Source organism: Pseudoalteromonas sp. G5_S1_54_S4, assembly GCF_054968565.1.
Window position 1 is genome coordinate 1 of sequence record NZ_JBQKUL010000029.1, and the last position, 18,853, is coordinate 18,853.

The following is an 18,853-nucleotide window of genomic DNA, read 5'->3' on the forward strand; positions in this document are numbered from 1 at the left end:
GTTAAGAGACGCTTCGCTTTTAGAGGCAGTAACAAAACAATTAATCACTTGGGTTAGTGGCTTTATTTTCTCATTTACTTCTTATTCTCTTCTCTCAGTTCAATTAGACCTAAGTGAATGATGCACAAAGAGAGCTAAGAGACGCTGCGCTTTTAGTTATTTAGCCCGCAACTCGAAGCTCTTCGCCCGTCGCTCACGACATTAAAAATGACGCGACATGAAGTCGCTGCTACAAATCGGCAATAATATCAACCTGATACCTAGCACCTAAAACCTATCGCCTGTTCCAATTTACTGCTCTTCTAAATCAAATTCGGTGGTGTGGCCGTCGCCGTGTATGAGCTGGTAACGGTCTAAATTACCGCCTTTAAGGGTAACCAAACTAATAGCCGAATCACTTACTAGGTACTTTTGCCCTTTGCCTTTAGTTTGGTGTTTGTCGACTTCCATGTGCCAGCGTTTGGTAAAAAAGTTAAGCGGACTTTTAGGGCCATATAAAATGGAGTCGAGCTTATCAAGCACATTTATTAGCTTACGCGGGAACTCGTTTTTAATGCCACTGGCTGTGAGCTGCCAAATTCTGTTGGGGTGATCGCCAAAACGCTTTTGCACTGAAAAACAAAACGAATAATGCACGTCGCCTGATAAAATCAGCGTTTCATTTGGGGTGTCGGTACGTCTAAATGTGTCGAGCAATTTTTTAGCTGAGCCTTCGTGCGCCATCCAGTTTTCTACATCGACCATAAGCGGTTGCCCACACATGTTAAACACCGCTTGAATTGCCTCTATTGATTTAACCCCAAACACCGGTGCGGGCGATACAATAATGACTTGGTCATGGCTGAGTAGGCTTTCTTCAAGCTCAGTGAGACGCTCCCAATCTAACAAGCCTGAGGGTTCATTAAAGTTCTGCTCGTTACGCCAGCGGTGTGTTCGGGTATCAAGCACCACCACTTTAGGAATAGTTGTTAGCTCATAATGCCAATGGTTAAAATCGTTTAGATGTTTATCAAATGCTTTGAATTGCCATTGCTTATCCCCAGCTAGACTTGTTGTAAATGGAGTAAGTAGCGCACCGGTTTTTTGCAGTGCGTCGTTCCCCATTCCCTGAAACAGCCAATAGCTTGCTAAGCCATTATTTACAATACGCTTGCTACTGGGGTTTTGATTAATGGCTTGCTCCCACCCGGCGGTGAGGTTCCAATCATCGGTTACATCGTGATCGTCAAACATCATTAAGGTAGACACATTGGCACATAATCGCTCTACCTCAGCTAAGCCTTTAGCGTAATCAATGAGTGTGGCTTTTTCTGTGCTAAACAATGATTGGCTTTTTTCGTTACCGCCTGAGTAATTTAGCTTTGATAAGTCAACATATTGCCACGCGGCACTACTAAAATTAAGTAAGTACAATGCTACAAATTCTTCAAAATGAATAAGGTGGTTATACGCTTTTACGCTAGAAAAATGCGGCTCGTCTTTTTTTAACCAATAACCTATGCCTAATTTAGAGCGCTTTTTCCACGAGGTGGTAGGGAGTAAATGATGGCGGCCATAAAGCTGTTGGCTAATATCGTCGGGTAAATCCAGCGCAAGCGGTTGCTCTTTGTAAATGCCTAATTGCTTAATGAGTTGATGGATAGCTAATAACATAGGCCCTGCTACATCGTCAGCATATACCTGATCGCCCGAGAGCAATAGCAACTGCGCACCTTGCTGATTATGACTGCGTTGAGTAGCTTGCCACTGACTTGAACTAACTAGGCTGTCTTTTGCGGGATGATGTGCATTGCGACACGAGCCATGTAATATTTGCGTCAGTCTTTTGGGGATCACAAACGCAGGTAACGCGCCATCATTAAAACTAAACGCTGATAAATCAACGGGGCTGTCATCAAAAAATAACTGATATTGTAGTAATATGTCGCGCGGGAACTGGCTGTTTATGGGTTTAATAACTATGAATTGTAAAAATAAATGTTCACCCAGTCTAACGCTGTTTTGTTCGCTATAGCATTCGTAGCCCATTAGCTCTATACGGCCGTTTACCTGCTTTGAGGTAGCAAACTGAATACAAACTGTGGTTTTTTCTGCTCGGCGCACCATAGGCCCCATAAGTAACAGCGGGTGTTGCACCGAGAGAGTCGTCATGAGGTTAGCCTTTAGCTGCTAATTTAAATAAAGAATAAAAATTATCGGTAGTAGCCTTTGCCAACTCGTTAAAGCTAATCCCTTTTAGTTCACTAATATAGTAAGCAACGTCTTCCACATACGCTGGCTGATTAGTTTTACCACGGTACGGTACTGGGGCTAAATACGGCGAGTCGGTTTCAATAAGCAGTCGATCAAGTGGGATTTGTTTTACCACTTCTTTAAGCTCTATCGCGTTTTTAAAGGTTACAATACCTGAAATAGAAATATAAAAACCCATATCAATGGCTTTTTTAGCCATATCCCAATCTTCGGTAAAGCAATGTAATACCCCACCGCAGTTTTCTGCTTTGTGTTCACGCATTAAATTAATGGTGTCGGCACGTGCGTCGCGGGTATGAATAATAAGTGGCTTTTGTAATTCGTTGGCTACTTCAATATGGCCAACAAAGCTTGCTTGCTGCACTGCGTGAGTGTCTTTTGCGTAATAGTAGTCAAGCCCGGTTTCGCCAATAGCCACTACTTTGTGGTGCGAGGCTAAATCAATTAGTTGCTGTTTGTTGAGCGCGTCTTTTTGATCAAGCGGATGTACACCACATGACGCTGATACGTCGTCGTAATGCTTAATTTGCTCTAGCATGTTAGGGAACTGATCAAGTGTGACGCTCACACATAAAAAGTGTTCTACTTTTTTTGCGCGGGCGTTATCAAGTACTTGGTCTAGGTTTAAATCGAGTTTATCAAAATCAAGACGGTCTAGATGGCAATGAGAATCTACAATCAAAATAAGGCCTGTTTTTACTACATGGTATAAGTTGGATTGCCGGAGTTTAACATAGTCCCCAGCAGTTTTTCGATCTTCGCGTTTAGGTTTGTTTTATCATCTAAAAAGCTAATGCCGATCCCCGGAGGGTTTGAGCTTTGTGCACCTTGCGGAGTGATCCACGTGACTTTACCGGTGACCACATCGTCTTCTAAGGCATCAGGTAAGGTTACTCGTAAAGCGAGTGAATACCCAGGCTCATAACGCATATTGGTGCGTACAAATAGCCCCCCTTTTTTTAAAAAAGGCATGTAGCAGCGATATAGTTCGTCAAGGTCATCTATATCAACTAATAGCTCTTGCATATCTAATCCTTTTTATTGGTTGCGTAATGTATACGCTAGTCGTGATACCGCAAGCGGTAAGTTTAGCCCAAGAATTTGTATATTATTTTGTAAAAAATCATTCAAGGCTTGCTGTGCAACTTGGTAAGCTTCAAAACTCATGCCGTTTAAAAGCTGCTGTTTTAGCTGCTCACTTAAAAATAAGGTAAAAATACGAACCAGCTCAGGCTGTTTATTTATTATATCGACTAACGCATTGAAATTATGGCTTTGTTTAAACTCAGTTGCAAATTTATAGAGTGTATCAATGCTTTCTAGCTGATTTTGCTGTTGCCACTGCTTTACTTGCAGGGGTTGGCTGTAAAACAATGATAACCATGGGTAACTTTCAATAGCTAACGATTCAAGCCACTGTTGTGCTAGCTGGCTATTGGTTACTTTGACCTCGGTTTTAGCACAGCGGCTTAAAATAGTCGCTGGTAATTGCGCCGCCTGGCTGGTTGTGAGAATTAAAAACCGGCTGTTACTTGGCTCCTCTAAGGTTTTTAATAATGCATTTGCTGCCGCCGTTGTCATTTTTTCGCAGTTTTCAATAATCGCCACTTTATTGCCATTTTGCGCCGCCGACTGGTGCATAAAATCGCTTATACCGCGTATGTCGTCTACACCTATGCTTTGCCCTTCTACTTGGGTAACGCGTTTATCTGGGTGCGTCCCAGCTAGGTTTAACGAGCAGCTTTTACACTGCCCACACGGCGTTAACACGCTGTTAGGTGCACTTAACTGCGATTGTGTATTATGACATAACAAACTGTTAGCTAATTGCTCACTTAGCTCAAACTTGCCTACCCCAATAGGCCCGCAAAATAGCTGCGCGTGATGAAAGCGCTGCGCTTTATAGCTTTGCGCTAAGCGTTGCTCTACATCGTTAAGCCATGGCAATGCCATATTATTTTAACCCTGAAAAAAACGTACGCAGTACATTGGTAATATCGCGGTGTACTTTATCAATACTTTGGTTAGCATCAACGGTTTTAATGCTTTCATCATCGTTTGCCAGTTCAATGTAACGCATACGAGTGCGCTGAAAAAACTCAATGGCTTCTTGTTCAATTCTATCGAGTTCACCCCGGCCTTTTGCACGTTCAAGACCAATAACAGGGTCAATATCAAGGTAAATGGTTAAATCGGGTTTTAATCCTTTTAACACCATAGAGGATAACGACGCTAACGTGTTTGCACTAATTCCGCGTCCACCGCCTTGATACGCCTGTGACGATAAATCGTGACGATCAGCCAATACCCATTGCCCTTGCTCAAGTGCAGGGTTTATTACATTGTGCATTAGCTGTGAGCGAGCTGCGTACATAATAAGTAGCTCAGTTTCAAAGGCGATTTCTTCTTGATGCTCTGCTTTTACTAAGGTACGTAACGATTCAGCCAATGGCGTACCACCGGGTTCACGCACATTAATAAAATCAATATGATGATGGTTTAAAAAGTCTTGGCACAAGGCAATAGCGGTTGATTTACCCGCGCCCTCTAGGCCTTCTATAACTATAAATTTTGGTTTCATAAACACTAATTCTTTTTATTTAAAATATACCGGTTAACCGCCGCATTATGTTGCTTTAATGTGGTTGAAAACTGATGGCTGCCATCGCCTTTTGCTACAAAGTAAACATACTCGCTTTTAGGCGGGTTTACCGCGGCTAAAATCGCTTCTTTGGATGGCATGGCAATGGGTGTGGGCGGTAATCCGTTAATACGATAAGTATTATACGGTGTGTAATTTCTCAAGTCTTTACGTTTAATATCACCGTCAAAATCTTCGCCTAGGCCATATATTACGGTTGGATCGGTTTGTAAGCGCATATTGGTGTTTAATCTATTTATAAACGCCGATGCAATTAACGGACGTTCGCTGGCAAGCGCGGTTTCTTTTTCGATAATAGAGGCCATGATCAGTGCTTCATAGGCAGTATCGTAAGGTAAATCACTTGCCCGTTGCTGCCAAGCATCTGCTAATGTTTGCTGCATTTTTTGCGCAGCACGTTTTAGTAAACTGCTGGCAGTATCATTGCTATGGTAATGATAGGTATCGGGGAATAACCACCCTTCTAGATGGGTTTGCTTACCTATTATTTGCTCGCCAAGTTGCTCAAGTTTTAAATCGTTTTGTAAGTGTGTAGAAGTACTCAGAGTATTTAAAACATCTCTAAGTGCTTGGCCTTCAATAATGGTAAAGCTAAAGCTAATTTGCTGACCTTGGTTAATTTTTTTGATGTTATTAAGCACGCTATCTGAGCTTAATTCGTACAAACCTGCTTTTAAATCGGTCAAGGTTGGGTCGAGCTTAGCTAATATTTGAAAACGCCAACAGTCTTCTACCCACTGTTGCTGCTGCCACTGACGACACAATTTATTAAAGCCGGTGCCTTTTTTAACTTCAAATTGGGTGTTATCGGCTATCTGTAATGGCGTTTGAATGGTTGCCTGTAATTGCTGATAGCCAATCACTGAGCTAAAAAAAGCCAGCAATAATACTGATACTATAACTTTTAACACTAAGCCTCCTTGGCTACTGTTAGTAATGACTGACTGTGAGCAATATCAAAACAGTGCTCGCCTATGCTTTTTACCGGCACAATTTTCATTAAACTATTACATACAAATACCGCGTCTGCTTGGGTAAGCTCATCAACGCTGATAGTTTTAAATTCAATTGCTAATTTATCACATAAAGATTGCAGAAAAACACCTTTAATGCCGCACTCATCAAGCCTGGGGCTAATTACTTTATTATTTTTTATCGCAAAAATATTAGCCGCTGAGGTTTCAATTACATTGTTGTTGTAATCAAGCACTAACGCATCATCGCTGTGCTGGGTTTGTAGGGCATTTTTAATCAATACTTGCTCAAGCCTATTTAAGGTTTTAAGCCCTGCTAAGTGCGGTTGTAAAGCCAGTTTAATTGGACTGATGGCTAAACTAATTCCTGTCTCGTGTAAGCTGTGATAATGCGCTGGATAAGGTAAAACACTCACAATAATGTTTAAATTACATTCGCTTGGCGGCGCATAGCCTCGCCCGCCCTCGCCACGTGTTACCACTATTTTAAGAACCGCTTGAACCTGTGATGCTATTTGCTGAGTAATGTGCGACTCAAGTGCTTTAAACTCAAGCGCTGGAAACCCTAAACGCTGCGCGCATTCAATTAAACGCGCTTTATGATAAGCCCAATGCTCAACCTGTCCATGAGTAATAATTGCGGTTGTAAAAAAGCCATCGCCATAGTTTAAGCCTCTATCGCGGGTACTTACGGTACTGGTTTCACTTGCTGTTATTATTGTTTGCATATTTTTTTACACATAAAAAAACCCAGTTAAACAACTGGGTTCTTATTGTCGTTCGTTGTTAAAAAAGATTATACCTTTTTAAACAGTAACGAGCCATTAGTACCACCAAAACCAAATGAGTTACACAACGCGTAATCAAGTTTGGCGTCTCGTGCTGTGTGCGGTACGTAATCTAAATCACAGCCTTCATCTGGGTTGTCTAGGTTAATTGTGGGTGTTACTTTTTGCTCGGTCAACGATAAGATAGACACTATCGACTCAACAGAGCCCGCTGCACCTAGTAAATGACCCATCATCGATTTAGATGAGCTTACCATCACATCTTTCGCTGAATCACCAAAAATGGTTTTAACCGCTGAGGTTTCGGCTTTGTCACCCGCGTGAGTAGACGTACCGTGTGCGTTAATGTAGCCAACTTGCTCTGCATTTACTTGCGCATCGTTTAATGCGTTTTCCATAGCCAGTGCTGCACCTGCGCCGTCTTCTGGTGGCGAGGTCATATGGTAGGCATCGCCACTCATGCCAAAGCCAACAAGCTCTGCATAAATTTTAGCACCACGAGCTTTAGCGTGTTCGTATTCTTCAACAACCACAACACCAGCGCCATCAGAAAGCACAAAGCCATCACGGTCTTTATCCCACGGACGAGACGCTGCTTGTGGGTCGTCGTTACGTGTTGAAAGCGCACGTGCGGCATTAAAGCCACCCATACCAATTGGCGTACACGCTTTTTCTGCGCCACCGGCAACCATTGCATCGGCATCGCCGTAGGCAATCATACGTGCTGCATGGCCAATGTTGTGCAGGCCTGTGGTACATGCCGTCACAATTGAAATATTAGGACCACGCAAACCGTGCATTATTGATAAGTGACCCGAGATCATATTAATAATGGTAGACGGTACATAAAACGGCGATAACTTTCGTGGACCGCTGTTTAGTAATTTAATGTGGTTTTCTTCGATTAGGGTTAAGCCACCAATGCCTGAACCTACCGCTACACCAATACGGGTTGCGTTTTGGTCTGTTACTTCGAGGCCTGAATCTTGAAAAGCTTGAACACCCGCTGCAATGCCATACTGGATAAATAAATCCATTTTTTTAGCATCTTTTGGCGACATATAAGCCGATGCATCAAAATCATTGATTAAACCAGCGAAGTGAGTACCAAATTTTGATGTATCAAAGTGGGTAATATTTTGAATACCACTTTTACCATCTAATAAGCCTTGCCAGGTTGATTGCACATCATTGCCTAGCGGCGTCAACATTCCTAAGCCAGTTACGACGACACGACGTTTAGCCACGGTTTGCCTCCAATAAGGAATTATTATTATACCAATTAACTTAGCTCAGTTTATTTCAGCGTTAACGCTGTTGCTAGTTATGTTATTAGTATTGGGGATGATCATACCCAAGCTACCTCAAAGTGCGAGTCTCAAACCAATAACCAACGCTGAGCAATAACAACTTAATTGCTGATGATAGGTGAGGGTTTGGAATTGAATCATGTACTTTGAGGTGGTTTGGATATAAAGATTAAAGGCAGCGGATGCTGCCCTTAATTTGCGATTAATTACTCAGCGTGAGCTGTAACGTAATCGATTGCAGATTGTACTGTAGTGATCTTTTCAGCTTCTTCATCTGGGATCTCAGTGTCAAACTCTTCTTCAAGAGCCATTACTAATTCAACAGTATCAAGAGAGTCTGCACCTAGGTCATCAACGAATGAAGCTTCGTTTTTAACTTCTTCTTCTTTAACACCTAGCTGTTCGATGATAATTTTCTTTACGCGTTCTTGGATATTGCTCATTCTTCTTTCCTTTATTAAAAACGCCAATGCGTTATTTTCAGATTGCGGCGTAGTTTACGTCCGATAATTCTCTGATTCAATCTTTTGACCATAAATAATTTGCTGGTCAAACCTCTTGAGTGTTTATTTTATCTTTTATCGCTTATTTTCACAGCGATTTCAAGTATGTTTAAAGCAAGTTTGCGAAAAATTCAATATTTTTTAGCAAACTCATCGGTAATTTGTGGTTTAACTATTTCGCATTGCGAAGCTAAACCATGTACATCGCACCATTTACATGCAAAGTTTCACCAGATACGTACGCAGCAGCGTCAGATGCTAAATAACACACAGCTGCTGCAATCTCATCTGGCTGGCCTAAACGACCCGCAGGTACGTTTGCAAGCGTTGCTGCTTTTTGCTCATCTGTCAAATCATCCGTCATGTCTGTTTGGATGAATCCCGGTGCAACCACGTTAACAGTAATACCACGAGAAGCAACTTCACGCGCTAATGATTTAGAAAAACCGATAACACCCGCTTTAGCTGCCGCGTAGTTCGCTTGGCCAGCGTTACCCATAGTGCCCACTACTGAGCCAATATTGATAATACGGCCGTTCTTTTTCTTCATCATTGGGCGAAGTACCGCTTTAGATAAACGGAAAATAGAGCTTAAGTTGGTGTCGATAATATCGTCCCACTCACTCTCTTTCATGCGCATTAATAAATTATCGCGCGTAATACCGGCGTTATTTACTAAAACATCAATATCACCTAAATCGGCTTTAATTGCTGCTAATGTTGCCTCAATTGACGCAGGATCGGTGACGTTAAGCGCATAACCCTTACCGTTATCACCTAAGTATTCGCTAATTTTAGCCGCACCTGACTCGCTTGTCGCGGTGCCCGCTACCTTTGCGCCTTGCGCCACTAAGGTGTTTGCAATCGCTTTACCAATACCACGGCTAGCGCCGGTGATCAGGACAACTTTGCCCTCTAAAGAAAATAAATTACTCATATTATATACTCTTATTTAGCTGTATCGATTGATGCAAGGTCGTTAACTGAGCCACACACCATCGCTTTATCAATGCGTTTTGCAAGTCCTGTTAATACTTTACCAGGGCCAAATTCATAACTTTGCGTTACGCCTTGTGCAACTAATGCTTGCACTGTTTCAGTCCAACGAACTGGGCTATATAACTGACGTACTAATGCGTCTTTAATTGCATCGGCTGAACCTTCAGCTTTTACATCAACATTATTAATTACATCACACTTAGGTGAATTAAATGTTAAAGCCGCTAAATCGGCGGCTAATTTTTCAGCCGCAGGTTTCATAAGTTCACAATGCGACGGTACGCTAACCGATAATGGCAGTGCACGTTTTGCGCCGGCTTCTTTACAGGCGACTGATGCTCTATCTACTGCATCTTTATGACCGGCAATAACCACTTGGCCTGGCGAGTTGTAATTAACCGGTGAAACAACCTCACCTTGTGCAGAGGCTTCACATGCTGCTTTAATTTCGTCATCACCTAAACCAATAATAGCGGCCATAGAACCCACACCCGCAGGGACAGCTTCTTGCATGTATAAACCACGGTTTTCAACCAGTTTTACAGCTTCACTTAGGCTGATCACATCGCTACATACTAGTGCTGAGTATTCGCCTAAGCTATGCCCTGCCATGACAACGTCTGCATCTGGATTTGCTGCTAACCAATGACGGTAAATAGCAACGCTTGCTGTTAATAAAGCAGGTTGAGTACGGTGAGTTTGATTTAGTTTTTCTTCTGGGCCGTTAAGTACAAGGTCTGCTAGGTCGTAACCAAGTGCGGTTGATGCTTCTGCAAATGTGGCTTTTACTATGTCTGAGCTTTCAAGTAGCTCGTTTAACATACCCACAGTTTGCGAGCCTTGACCTGGAAAAAGAAGTGCAATTTTTTGTGCCATAGTTTGCTCTTTTAATTAAACAAAATAAATAATGTATAACACGGCACATCAATTTACTGATTGGCCACCGTGTCTTTAGAATGTGTTTTTTCGAAGATAGCAGCTATTTTATCTGGAAGTTGACGTTCTACTTCTTTCACTGCTTCGTCGATTGCGGCATGAAATGCTTTAGCTGAGGCATTTCCATGGCTTTTAACAACAATACCGCGCAATCCTACCAGAGAAGCGCCGTTATACTGGTCGGGGTTCACTCTTTTATAGAGTTTTTTTATGATTGGCGCCAACATAAACGCCATGCACTTATAAACAACGTGTTTTTCGAGGGCACGAGTGAACTTTTTCATGATAAGTTTGGCAATACCTTCGCAGGTTTTAAGTGCAACGTTACCGACAAACCCTTCACAGACAATAACATCGGCTTTGCCAGAAAAAATATCGCTACCTTCACTGTAGCCAATATAATTAATCAGCTCGCTTTGCTGCATTAACTGCGCGGCTTGCTTAATTTCGTCGTGACCTTTGATGTCTTCGGCGCCAATATTTAATAAACTGACTTTTGGGTTATCACACCCAAGTGCTTGTCCTGCCACTACCGAACCCATAATGCCAAACTGATACAGCATTTGCGCATCACAGTGCACATTGGCACCTAAATCGAGTAAGTAAACAGGATTTTTACGTTCAGTCGGTACAGCCGATATGAGTGCGGGACGTTTCACTCCTGGAAGCATTTTTAATACGTAATGCGCCATAAAAAATAGCGCCCCTGTATTGCCAGAGCTAACACAGGCTTGCGCTTCACCCGATTTAACTAAATCAAGGGCAACACGCATTGAGGAATCTTTTTTTGAGCGTATAGCAACAGCGGGTTCGCAGGCATTTGTGACAACGTCATTACAATGGCGAATTATTAATCTGGGATGAGAAAGTGAATCGAGTGATTCTAATTGTTTAGCTATTACTTGCTCGTTGCCACATAAAATGAGTTTTAAGTTGGCATTAGCATTTACCGCGGAAACGGCTGCGGGGATAGATGAACGGGGGCCATAATCGCCCCCCATCATATCTAACGCTATGGTTAGATTGGTCAGCATATAAGCAATCTCTTAGTTAGAAATTACTTGAACGCCTTTGTAGTAACCATCTGCAGTCACATGGTGACGACGATGAGTCTCACCAGATGTTTGGTCTACAGTTAAAGTTGGACCACTGATCGCATCGTGTGAACGGCGCATGCCGCGTCTTGCACGAGACTTTTTGCTTTTTTGTACAGCCATAGTCTTCTCCTAAGAATCTTTCTTAAGTTGTTTCAAAATATCAAATGGATTTGGTTTATCATCTTCCGCCTTTAAAACACCAAAGCTGGCAGGCTCTGCTGTATAACTGCATGAAGCTTCGTTGTGGGTAGGCACTAATGGCACTGCTAAAATGAGCTCGTCTTCGATTAACTCAAACACGTCTATTTCACCATTTTCATCAAGTGCTACTTCGTCGTAGCTTTCTGGAAGATCATCTGACTCTGCATCCAAACCGACTGGCGAATACACAAAGTCTTGATCCAAATCCAACCCTAAATCACCATTACAACGTTGACAAGTGACAGTTACGTGTGTGGACAAATTGCCACTAATCACAACTAAACCTTGCTCATCGTTTTTGCAATGAATTTTTACCGCTATTTCACCTACTTCTTCCTGGATAACCCCTCGTAAACGAGGAAGTTTCTCAAGCGGTACAATGCCGTCATACTTTAAACGGTGTTGCGCTGCTTTGCCAGGATGAAGGGTGATGGGAATTTTCACCTTTTGCATAGGGGCTGCATCATATAGATAGTTAGTGGGTTAGTCAAAGTAAAAAACCAATTTTACGTTGTTTTTCACGTGTTTTACTCACGGATCTGATTTATCCTAACTCAATCTGATTTACGCTAGGAAAACATGCCATGAAGCACTCTCTTATATTAGCCTCAAGCTCGCCTTTTAGGCAGTCTTTATTACAAAAATTTAATCTGCCTTTTGAAACGTTTTCGCCCGATGTTGACGAAACGCCTCACCGCAACGAAACACCTAACGATCTTGTTAAGCGTTTAAGCGAACTAAAAGCCGCAGCTGCGGTTGAGCATTTTGGCCAAGGCTTAGCGATTGGCTCCGATCAGGTTGCTGTATTTAATGACCAAATATTAGGTAAACCACACAATAAAGAAAACGCCATGAAACAACTCAGCTTATTTAGTGGGCAAACGGTCACTTTTTTAACTGGCTTGTGTGTGTACGATATAGACACTAAGCAAAGCAAAACCCTTGTTGAGCCCTTTAATGTCACTTTTAAAACGTTAACAACGGCGCAAATAAGTGCTTATTGCGATGCAGAGCAACCTTATAATTGTGCAGGAAGTTTTAAAAGTGAAGGCTTGGGTATTTGTTTATTTGAAAAGCTTAGTGGTGATGACCCAAATAGTTTAATTGGTTTACCACTCATTAAACTCAGCCAATTATTGGCTGAGTTTGGCTTAGATGTATTAAGCGCACAAACTAACTAAGTAAAAGTTGTTGCAACTGCTGATAGTTGTCAGCGGTTGCAATAGGCGTAAACTCGTTTAATTGCGCAGCGTTGTGCACGCCCATGGTTACCCCTAGCCTATCCATACCTGCGGCTTTTGCCATTGCCATATCTATTTGCGTGTCGCCTATCATCAATGCTTCGTCGGCGCTAATAGCCAGCTCTTCAAGTAGTTGATAGAGCATATCGGGAGCGGGTTTTGATTTAGCGTCGTCGCTGGTACGCGTAGCACTAAAAAAGTGACGCAACTGGCTTTCATCTAGAAGGCGTTCCAGTCCTATTCGGCTTTTACCTGTGGCAACCGCCAATATTACGCCTTGATTTTTTAACGCAGTGAGTACCTGTGCAACGTGATCAAACACCGGTGTTGGGGTGGTATCAAGTGCATATTGCTGTTTATACCCTGCAATAAGCGCTTCGTGATGCTCACTGTAATCAGGGAACAAAGTTGCGATTGCGTTTTCAAGCGACAAGCCAATAATATTTTTACTGGCAGTATCGCTCGGCGGTTCAATATTGAGTAACTGTGCACTTTTGCGGATACAATTAACTATTTTGCTAATTGAATCCATAATGGTGCCGTCCCAATCAAAAATCACCAGCTTGTAGTTTTTCATGGTGGGTGAGATCACGCTTTTGCTGCTCTAAGTTTAACTAAACAACTTGATAGTGCTTTATCAAGCGGTGCTTCTACTCGCATAGTGGTTTCGTTTTTAGGGTGGTAAAAACTTAAATCATGGGCGTGTAAAAATAAGCGATTTAAACCACGTTTACGCATTGACTCGTCAAACCCTTGATCGCCATATTTGTCATCACAGGCAATAGCGTGGCCTTGACACTGAGTATGCACACGAATTTGGTGAGTACGACCGGTTACAGGGGATGCTTGTACTAATGAGCAATCGTTAAAACGCTCAAGCACTTTAAAGCGGGTATGCGACGGTTTGCCCTCAGTGTTATCAACACGTACTACGCGCTCACCCGATTTTAGGGTGTTTTTGCGCAAGCCTTCAGTCACATTTTTTGTTTTAGAGTCCCATTGACCCTCAACAAGTGCCCAATAATTTTTTTCCATGGTTTTTTCGCGTAATTGCTCATGCAACGCAGTCAGCACAGAGCGGCGCTTAGCGATTAGTAAACAACCTGATGTATCACGGTCTAAACGATGCACAAGCTCAAGGCTGCGCTCTTCTGGGCGTAAAACACGTAATGCTTCAATAAGGCCATAGCTTAGACCACTGCCGCCATGCACAGCCATACCCGATGGCTTGTTAATAACCATCAGGTATTTGTCTTCAAATAGAATATCGTCTTCGAGACGCGTTACTTTATCGAGTTTTGAAGGGACAAACTCTTCACGCTCTGACACTCTGATTGGTGGTATACGAATAACGTCGTCTAGCTGCAATTTATACACAGGCTTAATACGTTTTTTATTTACACGCACCTCACCCTTACGAAGAATTTTGTAAACTGCGCTTTTAGGCACCCCTTTTAAATGGGTAATAAGAAAGTTATCAATACGCTGACCTAGGTGGTCTTCGTTGATAGTGACAAAAGTTACTTGTAAGCCGGTTTTTTCTGACATTGCCTAATCACTGATTTAAGTAAAATAATTTAGTTGCTAACACGGTTATAATAGTGGGATAATCAGCAGCGCAAATATTTAGTATTTGCAAATAACAACGGTGCTTTTTAACACAACAAAACATTCGTGATGCACATTCTGGGTAACCGATCATACAGATCCGAGTTAAGTTTTCCAAAGCTTTTATACATACCCAGTTAACACGTGCGCACAACTAACGGCAATGCGCGTAATATATTGCTGCTTAAGTTTGAACATGAATTGATTTTTAAAGTGATAGTAAAAGCAATGAACAGATAATTTGTCTGATAGTGGCGGCGTAAAAAAACGCCGTTCAGAATTCGCTCAAATATTGTAGTACCGTACAGCAGCTTATTTAGAACTAAAAAAATCTAATAAATAAGCGTTCATTAACATCGGTAGCGATTTTTGCTCATAAAAACGATAACGGTAGTTTTAAAAACGAAACTATGGTTTGAAGCTAAAGAGCCCTACGCACCTAATATGAATGCATTTAATAAGATTGTTATGACAGGCCAACTTCTGGATAAAACGAGTATTGAGCTAAACAGCCGACACGTTTGTATCCCCTTAGAATTTAATAGCGTGATTACACCCTATTGTTTGCCGGCATTTAAAATACTGCTTACTAAATACAGAGCCGTTCCGTTAAAGACCCAGTCGTGAGGCTGCACATTCTAAAAATAGGAACACCTGAACAGGCGAGAAAACATCGTCATGTCAGCGACACAAACTAGTAGAGTAACATTATGAAACGTATGCTAATCAATGCAACGCAGCAAGAAGAAATGCGCGTAGCACTGGTTGACGGCCAGCGCCTATATGATTTAGATATAGAAAGCCCAGGTCACGAACAGAAAAAAGCCAATATTTACAAAGGTAAAATCACACGTATTGAACCATCTTTAGAAGCAGCATTTGTTGATTACGGTGCTGATCGTCATGGTTTCCTTCCTTTAAAAGAAATTGCCCGTACTTACTTCCCACAAGGTTACACCTTTCATGGTCGTCCGAATATTCGCGACGTGATCAAAGAAGGTCAAGAAGTTATTGTACAAGTTGATAAAGAAGAGCGCGGCCAAAAAGGGGCAGCACTGACTACCTTTATCAGCGTGGCCGGTAGTTATTTAGTGCTTATGCCTAACAACCCTCGCGCTGGCGGTATTTCTCGTCGTATCGAAGGTGATGAGCGTACTGAACTTAAAGAGTCGCTAAGCCGCTTAGAACTGCCTAAAGGTATGGGCTTAATTGTACGTACTGCGGGTGTAGGTAAATCGTTTGAAGAACTAAACTACGATTTAAAAGCATTATTAGTCCACTGGGAAGCCATTCAACAAGCGGCAGACAGTGCTAAAGCACCATTTTTAATTCACCAAGAAAGCAACGTAATTTTCCGTGCAATTCGCGATTATTTACGTCGTGACATTGGCGAAATTTTAATTGATAAGCCTCGTGTTTTTGAAGAAGCTAAAGCGCACATAGAGCGTTTTCGTCCTGATTTCATGAGTCGCGTTAAGCTTTATCAAGGTGATACACCGTTATTTACACATTACCAAATTGAAAGCCAAATTGAGTCTGCGTTCCAACGTGAAGTGCGCTTACCTTCAGGTGGTTCTATTGTAATTGACCCTACTGAAGCACTTACCTCTATCGATATCAACTCGTCTAAAGCAACAAAAGGCGGCGATATTGAAGAAACAGCGCTTAACACCAACCTAGAAGCGGCAGATGAAATTGCACGTCAACTTCGTTTACGTGATTTAGGTGGCTTAATTGTTATCGACTTTATTGATATGACACCTCCACGTCATCAACGTGAAGTAGAAAACCGCTTGAAAGATGCTGCTCGCCCAGATCGTGCGCGCGTACAAATTGGTAAAATTTCTCGCTTTGGCTTACTTGAAATGTCGCGCCAACGCCTACGCCCTTCACTAGGCGAAGCAAGCCAAGGTGTTTGTCCACGTTGTAGTGGTCAAGGTACAATTCGTTCTAACGAGTCAATTGCACTATCGATTTTACGTTTGATTGAAGAAGAAGCGATTAAAGACAACACCGCTCAAGTTAATGCTCAAGTGCCTGTTGCTGTTGCCGCTTATTTATTGAATGAGCAACGTCGTAGCGTTCACCGTATTGAAAAGCATCATAAATGTGATGTAGTGATTATTCCTAATCAACACATGGAAACACCTCACTACGAAGTAATGCGTTTACGTAAAGATGAAACGCTTGAAACTGTAAGCTACGAGCAAGTTGTTGCGCCTGAGCCTGAAGCATTTGAAATGTCTAAATCGCCAGCGGCACCTGTTCGTGAAGAGCCGAAGCTTAAAGGCGTCGTTATGCCTTCAACGCCTGCTCCACAAGCGGCAGCAAAAGCTGCGCCGGTAGTAGAAGCAAAAGCTGAAATTGGTTTATTTGCCGCATTAGGTAAATGGATTAAGTCGTTATTTGGGTCTGATACTGAGCAAAAATCAGAAAAACAGACTGAAAAGCAATCGCAAGATCACCCTAGTAATAACCGTGGTAATGATAATCGTCGTCGTAATAACAACCAACGTCGTCGTAATAATAACCCTCGTAATAAACCGCGTAACGAACGTACTGCAGACACTGAAGCTAAAAATGAGTCGGCGCCTGTAAATGATACGCAAGAAAAGAATGAGAATCGCAATAAGCGCCGTCGTAATTCAAATACGCGTAAACGTCCTGAGCATAAAACTGAAGATAAAACGCAAGTAAAAGCAGAGGCAACTCAAAACGCGGATACTGCAGTTAAATCTGATAAGAATGCTGAGCCAAAAGAGCAAAAGCCTAAGGTACGTCGTCAACGTCGTAATTTACGTAAAAAAGTTCGCGTACAAGACGAAAGCACAGAGCAAGTTCAAACAACTGAGCAAGCTGTTGAGCAACCAGTGGTTAAAGAAGACAAGCCACAAGTGAAAGAGCAAGCTCCTGTTGTTGAAAAGCAAGCGCCGGTATCTGATGAAAAAGCACCTGCACCTGCTAAAGAACAAGCTGAGGCTGTTGTTGATGCAAACGATAACGTGGCAACACAAGATGAAGAGCAAGAGCAAACACGTACCCGCTCACGTCGTTCACCGCGTCATCTTCGTGCATCTGGCCAACGTCGTCGTCGTCCTGAAGGTGAAAACGCGCAAGAGAAGTCTGATGAAGCGCCTGCTTTCATTCCAGTTGCGGATCAAGCCGCTGCTGAATACGAAGCAGAGCTAAAAGCAAAAGCACATAAAACGGCCGTTGATGCCTCTGATGCAGTTGAACAAAACATTGTTGAAGAAGAATTAGCGAAAGTTGAAGAGCCTGTAAAAGCTGAAGAATCAGTAAAAACTGAAGAACCAGTAAAAACTGAAGAACCAGTGAAAGCTGAAGAACCAGTAAAAGCTGAAGAACCAGTGCAAGCTGAAGAACCAGTGCAAACTGAAGAGCCAGTGAAAGCTGAAGAACCAGTGAAAGCTGAAGAACCAGTGAAAGCTGAAGAACCAGTGAAAACTGAAGAACCAGTAAAAGCTGAAGAACCAGTAAAAGCTGAAGAACCAGTAAAAGCTGAAGAATCAGTACCAGCTGAAGAAGTTGCTGTTGAAGCAGAAACTGCACCGGCTAGTGCTACTGAAACACCTGTAGAAGCGAAAGAAGCACCTGTGGTTGAAAATAAACCTAAGGCAGTTTCGCAAACGAGTTCAGCTAATGTAAACGCTAAAACTGTGATTACAGCAGGACATGCAAGTGCGCCAATGGCACAGCCTACGCCTGTAGCCGATAGCGAAACCAAGCATACATCGGTTGCAATGGCACATGACAAACGTGAGTTAATCCCTGACAGCGGCCTTCGCCCTGGCTCGGTAAGACCTGCCGGTCGTGCAAGCTCAGCAATGACTAAAACGCTGAGTGCTGAATAAGCACTGAGTTTAGCTCAAAGCATAAAAAAGCCGCGTTAATTGATTTTAACGCGGTTTTTTATTGTCTGGCATTTATGTAACTGGCAACGGGGTTCGGGCTGCGAGGATCGGGTAAGGAGTAAAGACTGAAGGTTAAAGGTTAAAGGTTAAAGGTTAAAGGTTAAAGGTTAAAGGTTAAAGGTTAAAGGTTAAAGGTTAAAGGTTAAAGGTTAAAGGTTAAAACATTCGAAGCTTCGCTTCACACGAGATCAAGCTCTATGTCTACAAGTTATCTGCTAATACCTGTTTTATCTTCTCATTTACTCCTCATTCTCTTCTCTCAGTGCAATTAGATCTTTAAGAAAATTATTCACAAAGAGGGCTAAGAGACGCTGCGTTTTTAGAGGGTAAAGTTACAATCGAAAGTTAA

The 18,853-nt window shown here is 42.3% G+C and carries 18 protein-coding genes; 2 read left to right on the forward strand and 16 right to left on the reverse strand.

All coding sequences use genetic code 11. The annotated features are described in order from the left end of the window. Positions 1-291 precede the first annotated feature (291 nt). From ACTRWE_RS11900 to yceD, 14 genes are all read right to left on the reverse strand, one after another. On the reverse strand, positions 292-2,151 hold the full coding sequence (locus tag ACTRWE_RS11900; RefSeq protein ID WP_462880076.1) for an alkaline phosphatase D family protein: 1,860 nt from the start codon (positions 2,149-2,151) through the stop codon (positions 292-294). Positions 2,152-2,155: 4 nt separating this feature from the next. After that, complete coding sequence (locus tag ACTRWE_RS11905) at positions 2,156-2,935, reverse strand: TatD family hydrolase (RefSeq protein WP_350644589.1); 780 nt, start codon at positions 2,933-2,935, stop codon at positions 2,156-2,158. Positions 2,936-2,952: 17 nt separating this feature from the next. Beyond that, on the reverse strand, positions 2,953-3,279 hold the full coding sequence (locus tag ACTRWE_RS11910) for a PilZ domain-containing protein (RefSeq protein ID WP_008109887.1): 327 nt from the start codon (positions 3,277-3,279) through the stop codon (positions 2,953-2,955). Between the two features lie 12 nt (positions 3,280-3,291). Continuing rightward, positions 3,292-4,206: a DNA polymerase III subunit gene (locus ACTRWE_RS11915; protein ID WP_427564882.1), complete on the reverse strand. Its 915-nt coding sequence runs from the start codon at positions 4,204-4,206 to the stop codon at positions 3,292-3,294. A gap of 1 nt (position 4,207) precedes the next feature. Then, positions 4,208-4,834, reverse strand: coding sequence for a dTMP kinase (tmk, locus tag ACTRWE_RS11920; RefSeq protein ID WP_016899838.1), 627 nt, complete (start codon positions 4,832-4,834; stop codon positions 4,208-4,210). A gap of 5 nt (positions 4,835-4,839) precedes the next feature. Next, entirely contained in the window at positions 4,840-5,826 is a 987-nt protein-coding gene (mltG, locus tag ACTRWE_RS11925; RefSeq protein ID WP_016899837.1) for an endolytic transglycosylase MltG, read from the reverse strand. Further along, positions 5,826-6,617, reverse strand: coding sequence for an aminodeoxychorismate lyase (gene pabC, locus ACTRWE_RS11930; protein WP_462880077.1), 792 nt, complete (start codon positions 6,615-6,617; stop codon positions 5,826-5,828). Before pabC ends, mltG begins: the two co-directional genes overlap by 1 nt. 68 nt (positions 6,618-6,685) lie before the next feature. Beyond that, a complete protein-coding gene (fabF, locus tag ACTRWE_RS11935; RefSeq protein ID WP_350314641.1) occupies positions 6,686-7,924 on the reverse strand; it encodes a beta-ketoacyl-ACP synthase II in 1,239 nt (412 codons plus the stop codon). A gap of 269 nt (positions 7,925-8,193) precedes the next feature. Beyond that, entirely contained in the window at positions 8,194-8,430 is a 237-nt protein-coding gene (gene acpP / locus ACTRWE_RS11940; RefSeq protein WP_138687148.1) for an acyl carrier protein, read from the reverse strand. 250 nt (positions 8,431-8,680) lie between these two features. After that, entirely contained in the window at positions 8,681-9,427 is a 747-nt protein-coding gene (fabG, locus tag ACTRWE_RS11945) for a 3-oxoacyl-ACP reductase FabG (RefSeq protein ID WP_013464697.1), read from the reverse strand. Between the two features lie 11 nt (positions 9,428-9,438). After that, positions 9,439-10,365, reverse strand: a complete 927-nt coding sequence (fabD, locus tag ACTRWE_RS11950; protein ID WP_036956225.1) for an ACP S-malonyltransferase — start codon at positions 10,363-10,365, stop codon at positions 9,439-9,441. Positions 10,366-10,418: 53 nt separating this feature from the next. Next, positions 10,419-11,459 carry a phosphate acyltransferase PlsX gene (gene plsX / locus ACTRWE_RS11955; protein WP_013464695.1) on the reverse strand — a complete coding sequence of 347 codons (1,041 nt, stop codon included), beginning with the start codon at positions 11,457-11,459 and terminating at the stop codon, positions 10,419-10,421. Between the two features lie 12 nt (positions 11,460-11,471). Further along, complete coding sequence (gene rpmF / locus ACTRWE_RS11960; protein WP_008109865.1) at positions 11,472-11,642, reverse strand: 50S ribosomal protein L32; 171 nt, start codon at positions 11,640-11,642, stop codon at positions 11,472-11,474. A gap of 9 nt (positions 11,643-11,651) precedes the next feature. After that, the gene (gene yceD / locus ACTRWE_RS11965; RefSeq protein ID WP_013464694.1) at positions 11,652-12,176 is read right to left on the reverse strand and encodes a 23S rRNA accumulation protein YceD; all 525 of its coding nucleotides are present in this window, start codon (positions 12,174-12,176) and stop codon (positions 11,652-11,654) included. A 131-nt stretch (positions 12,177-12,307) separates the two neighbouring features. Between yceD and ACTRWE_RS11970 the strand changes: the two genes are divergently transcribed. Next, entirely contained in the window at positions 12,308-12,904 is a 597-nt protein-coding gene (locus ACTRWE_RS11970) for a Maf family protein (RefSeq protein WP_013464693.1), read from the forward strand. Here ACTRWE_RS11970 and ACTRWE_RS11975 read toward each other — a convergent pair. Both ACTRWE_RS11975 and rluC read right to left on the reverse strand, forming a co-directional pair. Next, the gene (locus tag ACTRWE_RS11975) at positions 12,897-13,541 is read right to left on the reverse strand and encodes an HAD-IA family hydrolase (protein WP_248474606.1); all 645 of its coding nucleotides are present in this window, start codon (positions 13,539-13,541) and stop codon (positions 12,897-12,899) included. The two genes, ACTRWE_RS11970 and ACTRWE_RS11975, sit on opposite strands and share 8 nt — an antisense overlap. An 11-nt stretch (positions 13,542-13,552) precedes the next feature. Then, positions 13,553-14,512: a 23S rRNA pseudouridine(955/2504/2580) synthase RluC gene (gene rluC / locus ACTRWE_RS11980; protein ID WP_036982979.1), complete on the reverse strand. Its 960-nt coding sequence runs from the start codon at positions 14,510-14,512 to the stop codon at positions 13,553-13,555. Positions 14,513-15,282: 770 nt separating this feature from the next. Between rluC and rne the strand changes: the two genes are divergently transcribed. Then, positions 15,283-18,444 carry a ribonuclease E gene (gene rne / locus ACTRWE_RS11985; RefSeq protein WP_462880078.1) on the forward strand — a complete coding sequence of 1,054 codons (3,162 nt, stop codon included), beginning with the start codon at positions 15,283-15,285 and terminating at the stop codon, positions 18,442-18,444. Positions 18,445-18,853 lie beyond the last annotated feature (409 nt).

What these genes read in the sequence shown, in the direction of transcription:
- ACTRWE_RS11900 (WP_462880076.1), bottom strand. Translation starts at nt 2,151, where the DNA reads ATGACGACTCTCTCGGTGCAACACCCGCTGTTACTTATGGGGCCTATG.
- ACTRWE_RS11910 (WP_008109887.1), bottom strand. Translation starts at nt 3,279, where the DNA reads ATGCAAGAGCTATTAGTTGATATAGATGACCTTGACGAACTATATCGC.
- ACTRWE_RS11915 (WP_427564882.1), bottom strand. Translation starts at nt 4,206, where the DNA reads ATGGCATTGCCATGGCTTAACGATGTAGAGCAACGCTTAGCGCAAAGC.
- tmk (WP_016899838.1), bottom strand. Translation starts at nt 4,834, where the DNA reads ATGAAACCAAAATTTATAGTTATAGAAGGCCTAGAGGGCGCGGGTAAA.
- pabC (WP_462880077.1), bottom strand. Translation starts at nt 6,617, where the DNA reads ATGCAAACAATAATAACAGCAAGTGAAACCAGTACCGTAAGTACCCGC.
- acpP (WP_138687148.1), bottom strand. Translation starts at nt 8,430, where the DNA reads ATGAGCAATATCCAAGAACGCGTAAAGAAAATTATCATCGAACAGCTA.
- fabG (WP_013464697.1), bottom strand. Translation starts at nt 9,427, where the DNA reads ATGAGTAATTTATTTTCTTTAGAGGGCAAAGTTGTCCTGATCACCGGC.
- fabD (WP_036956225.1), bottom strand. Translation starts at nt 10,365, where the DNA reads ATGGCACAAAAAATTGCACTTCTTTTTCCAGGTCAAGGCTCGCAAACT.
- plsX (WP_013464695.1), bottom strand. Translation starts at nt 11,459, where the DNA reads ATGCTGACCAATCTAACCATAGCGTTAGATATGATGGGGGGCGATTAT.
- rpmF (WP_008109865.1), bottom strand. Translation starts at nt 11,642, where the DNA reads ATGGCTGTACAAAAAAGCAAAAAGTCTCGTGCAAGACGCGGCATGCGC.
- yceD (WP_013464694.1), bottom strand. Translation starts at nt 12,176, where the DNA reads ATGCAAAAGGTGAAAATTCCCATCACCCTTCATCCTGGCAAAGCAGCG.
- ACTRWE_RS11970 (WP_013464693.1), top strand. Translation starts at nt 12,308, where the DNA reads ATGAAGCACTCTCTTATATTAGCCTCAAGCTCGCCTTTTAGGCAGTCT.
- ACTRWE_RS11975 (WP_248474606.1), bottom strand. Translation starts at nt 13,541, where the DNA reads ATGAAAAACTACAAGCTGGTGATTTTTGATTGGGACGGCACCATTATG.
- rluC (WP_036982979.1), bottom strand. Translation starts at nt 14,512, where the DNA reads ATGTCAGAAAAAACCGGCTTACAAGTAACTTTTGTCACTATCAACGAA.
- rne (WP_462880078.1), top strand. Translation starts at nt 15,283, where the DNA reads ATGAAACGTATGCTAATCAATGCAACGCAGCAAGAAGAAATGCGCGTA.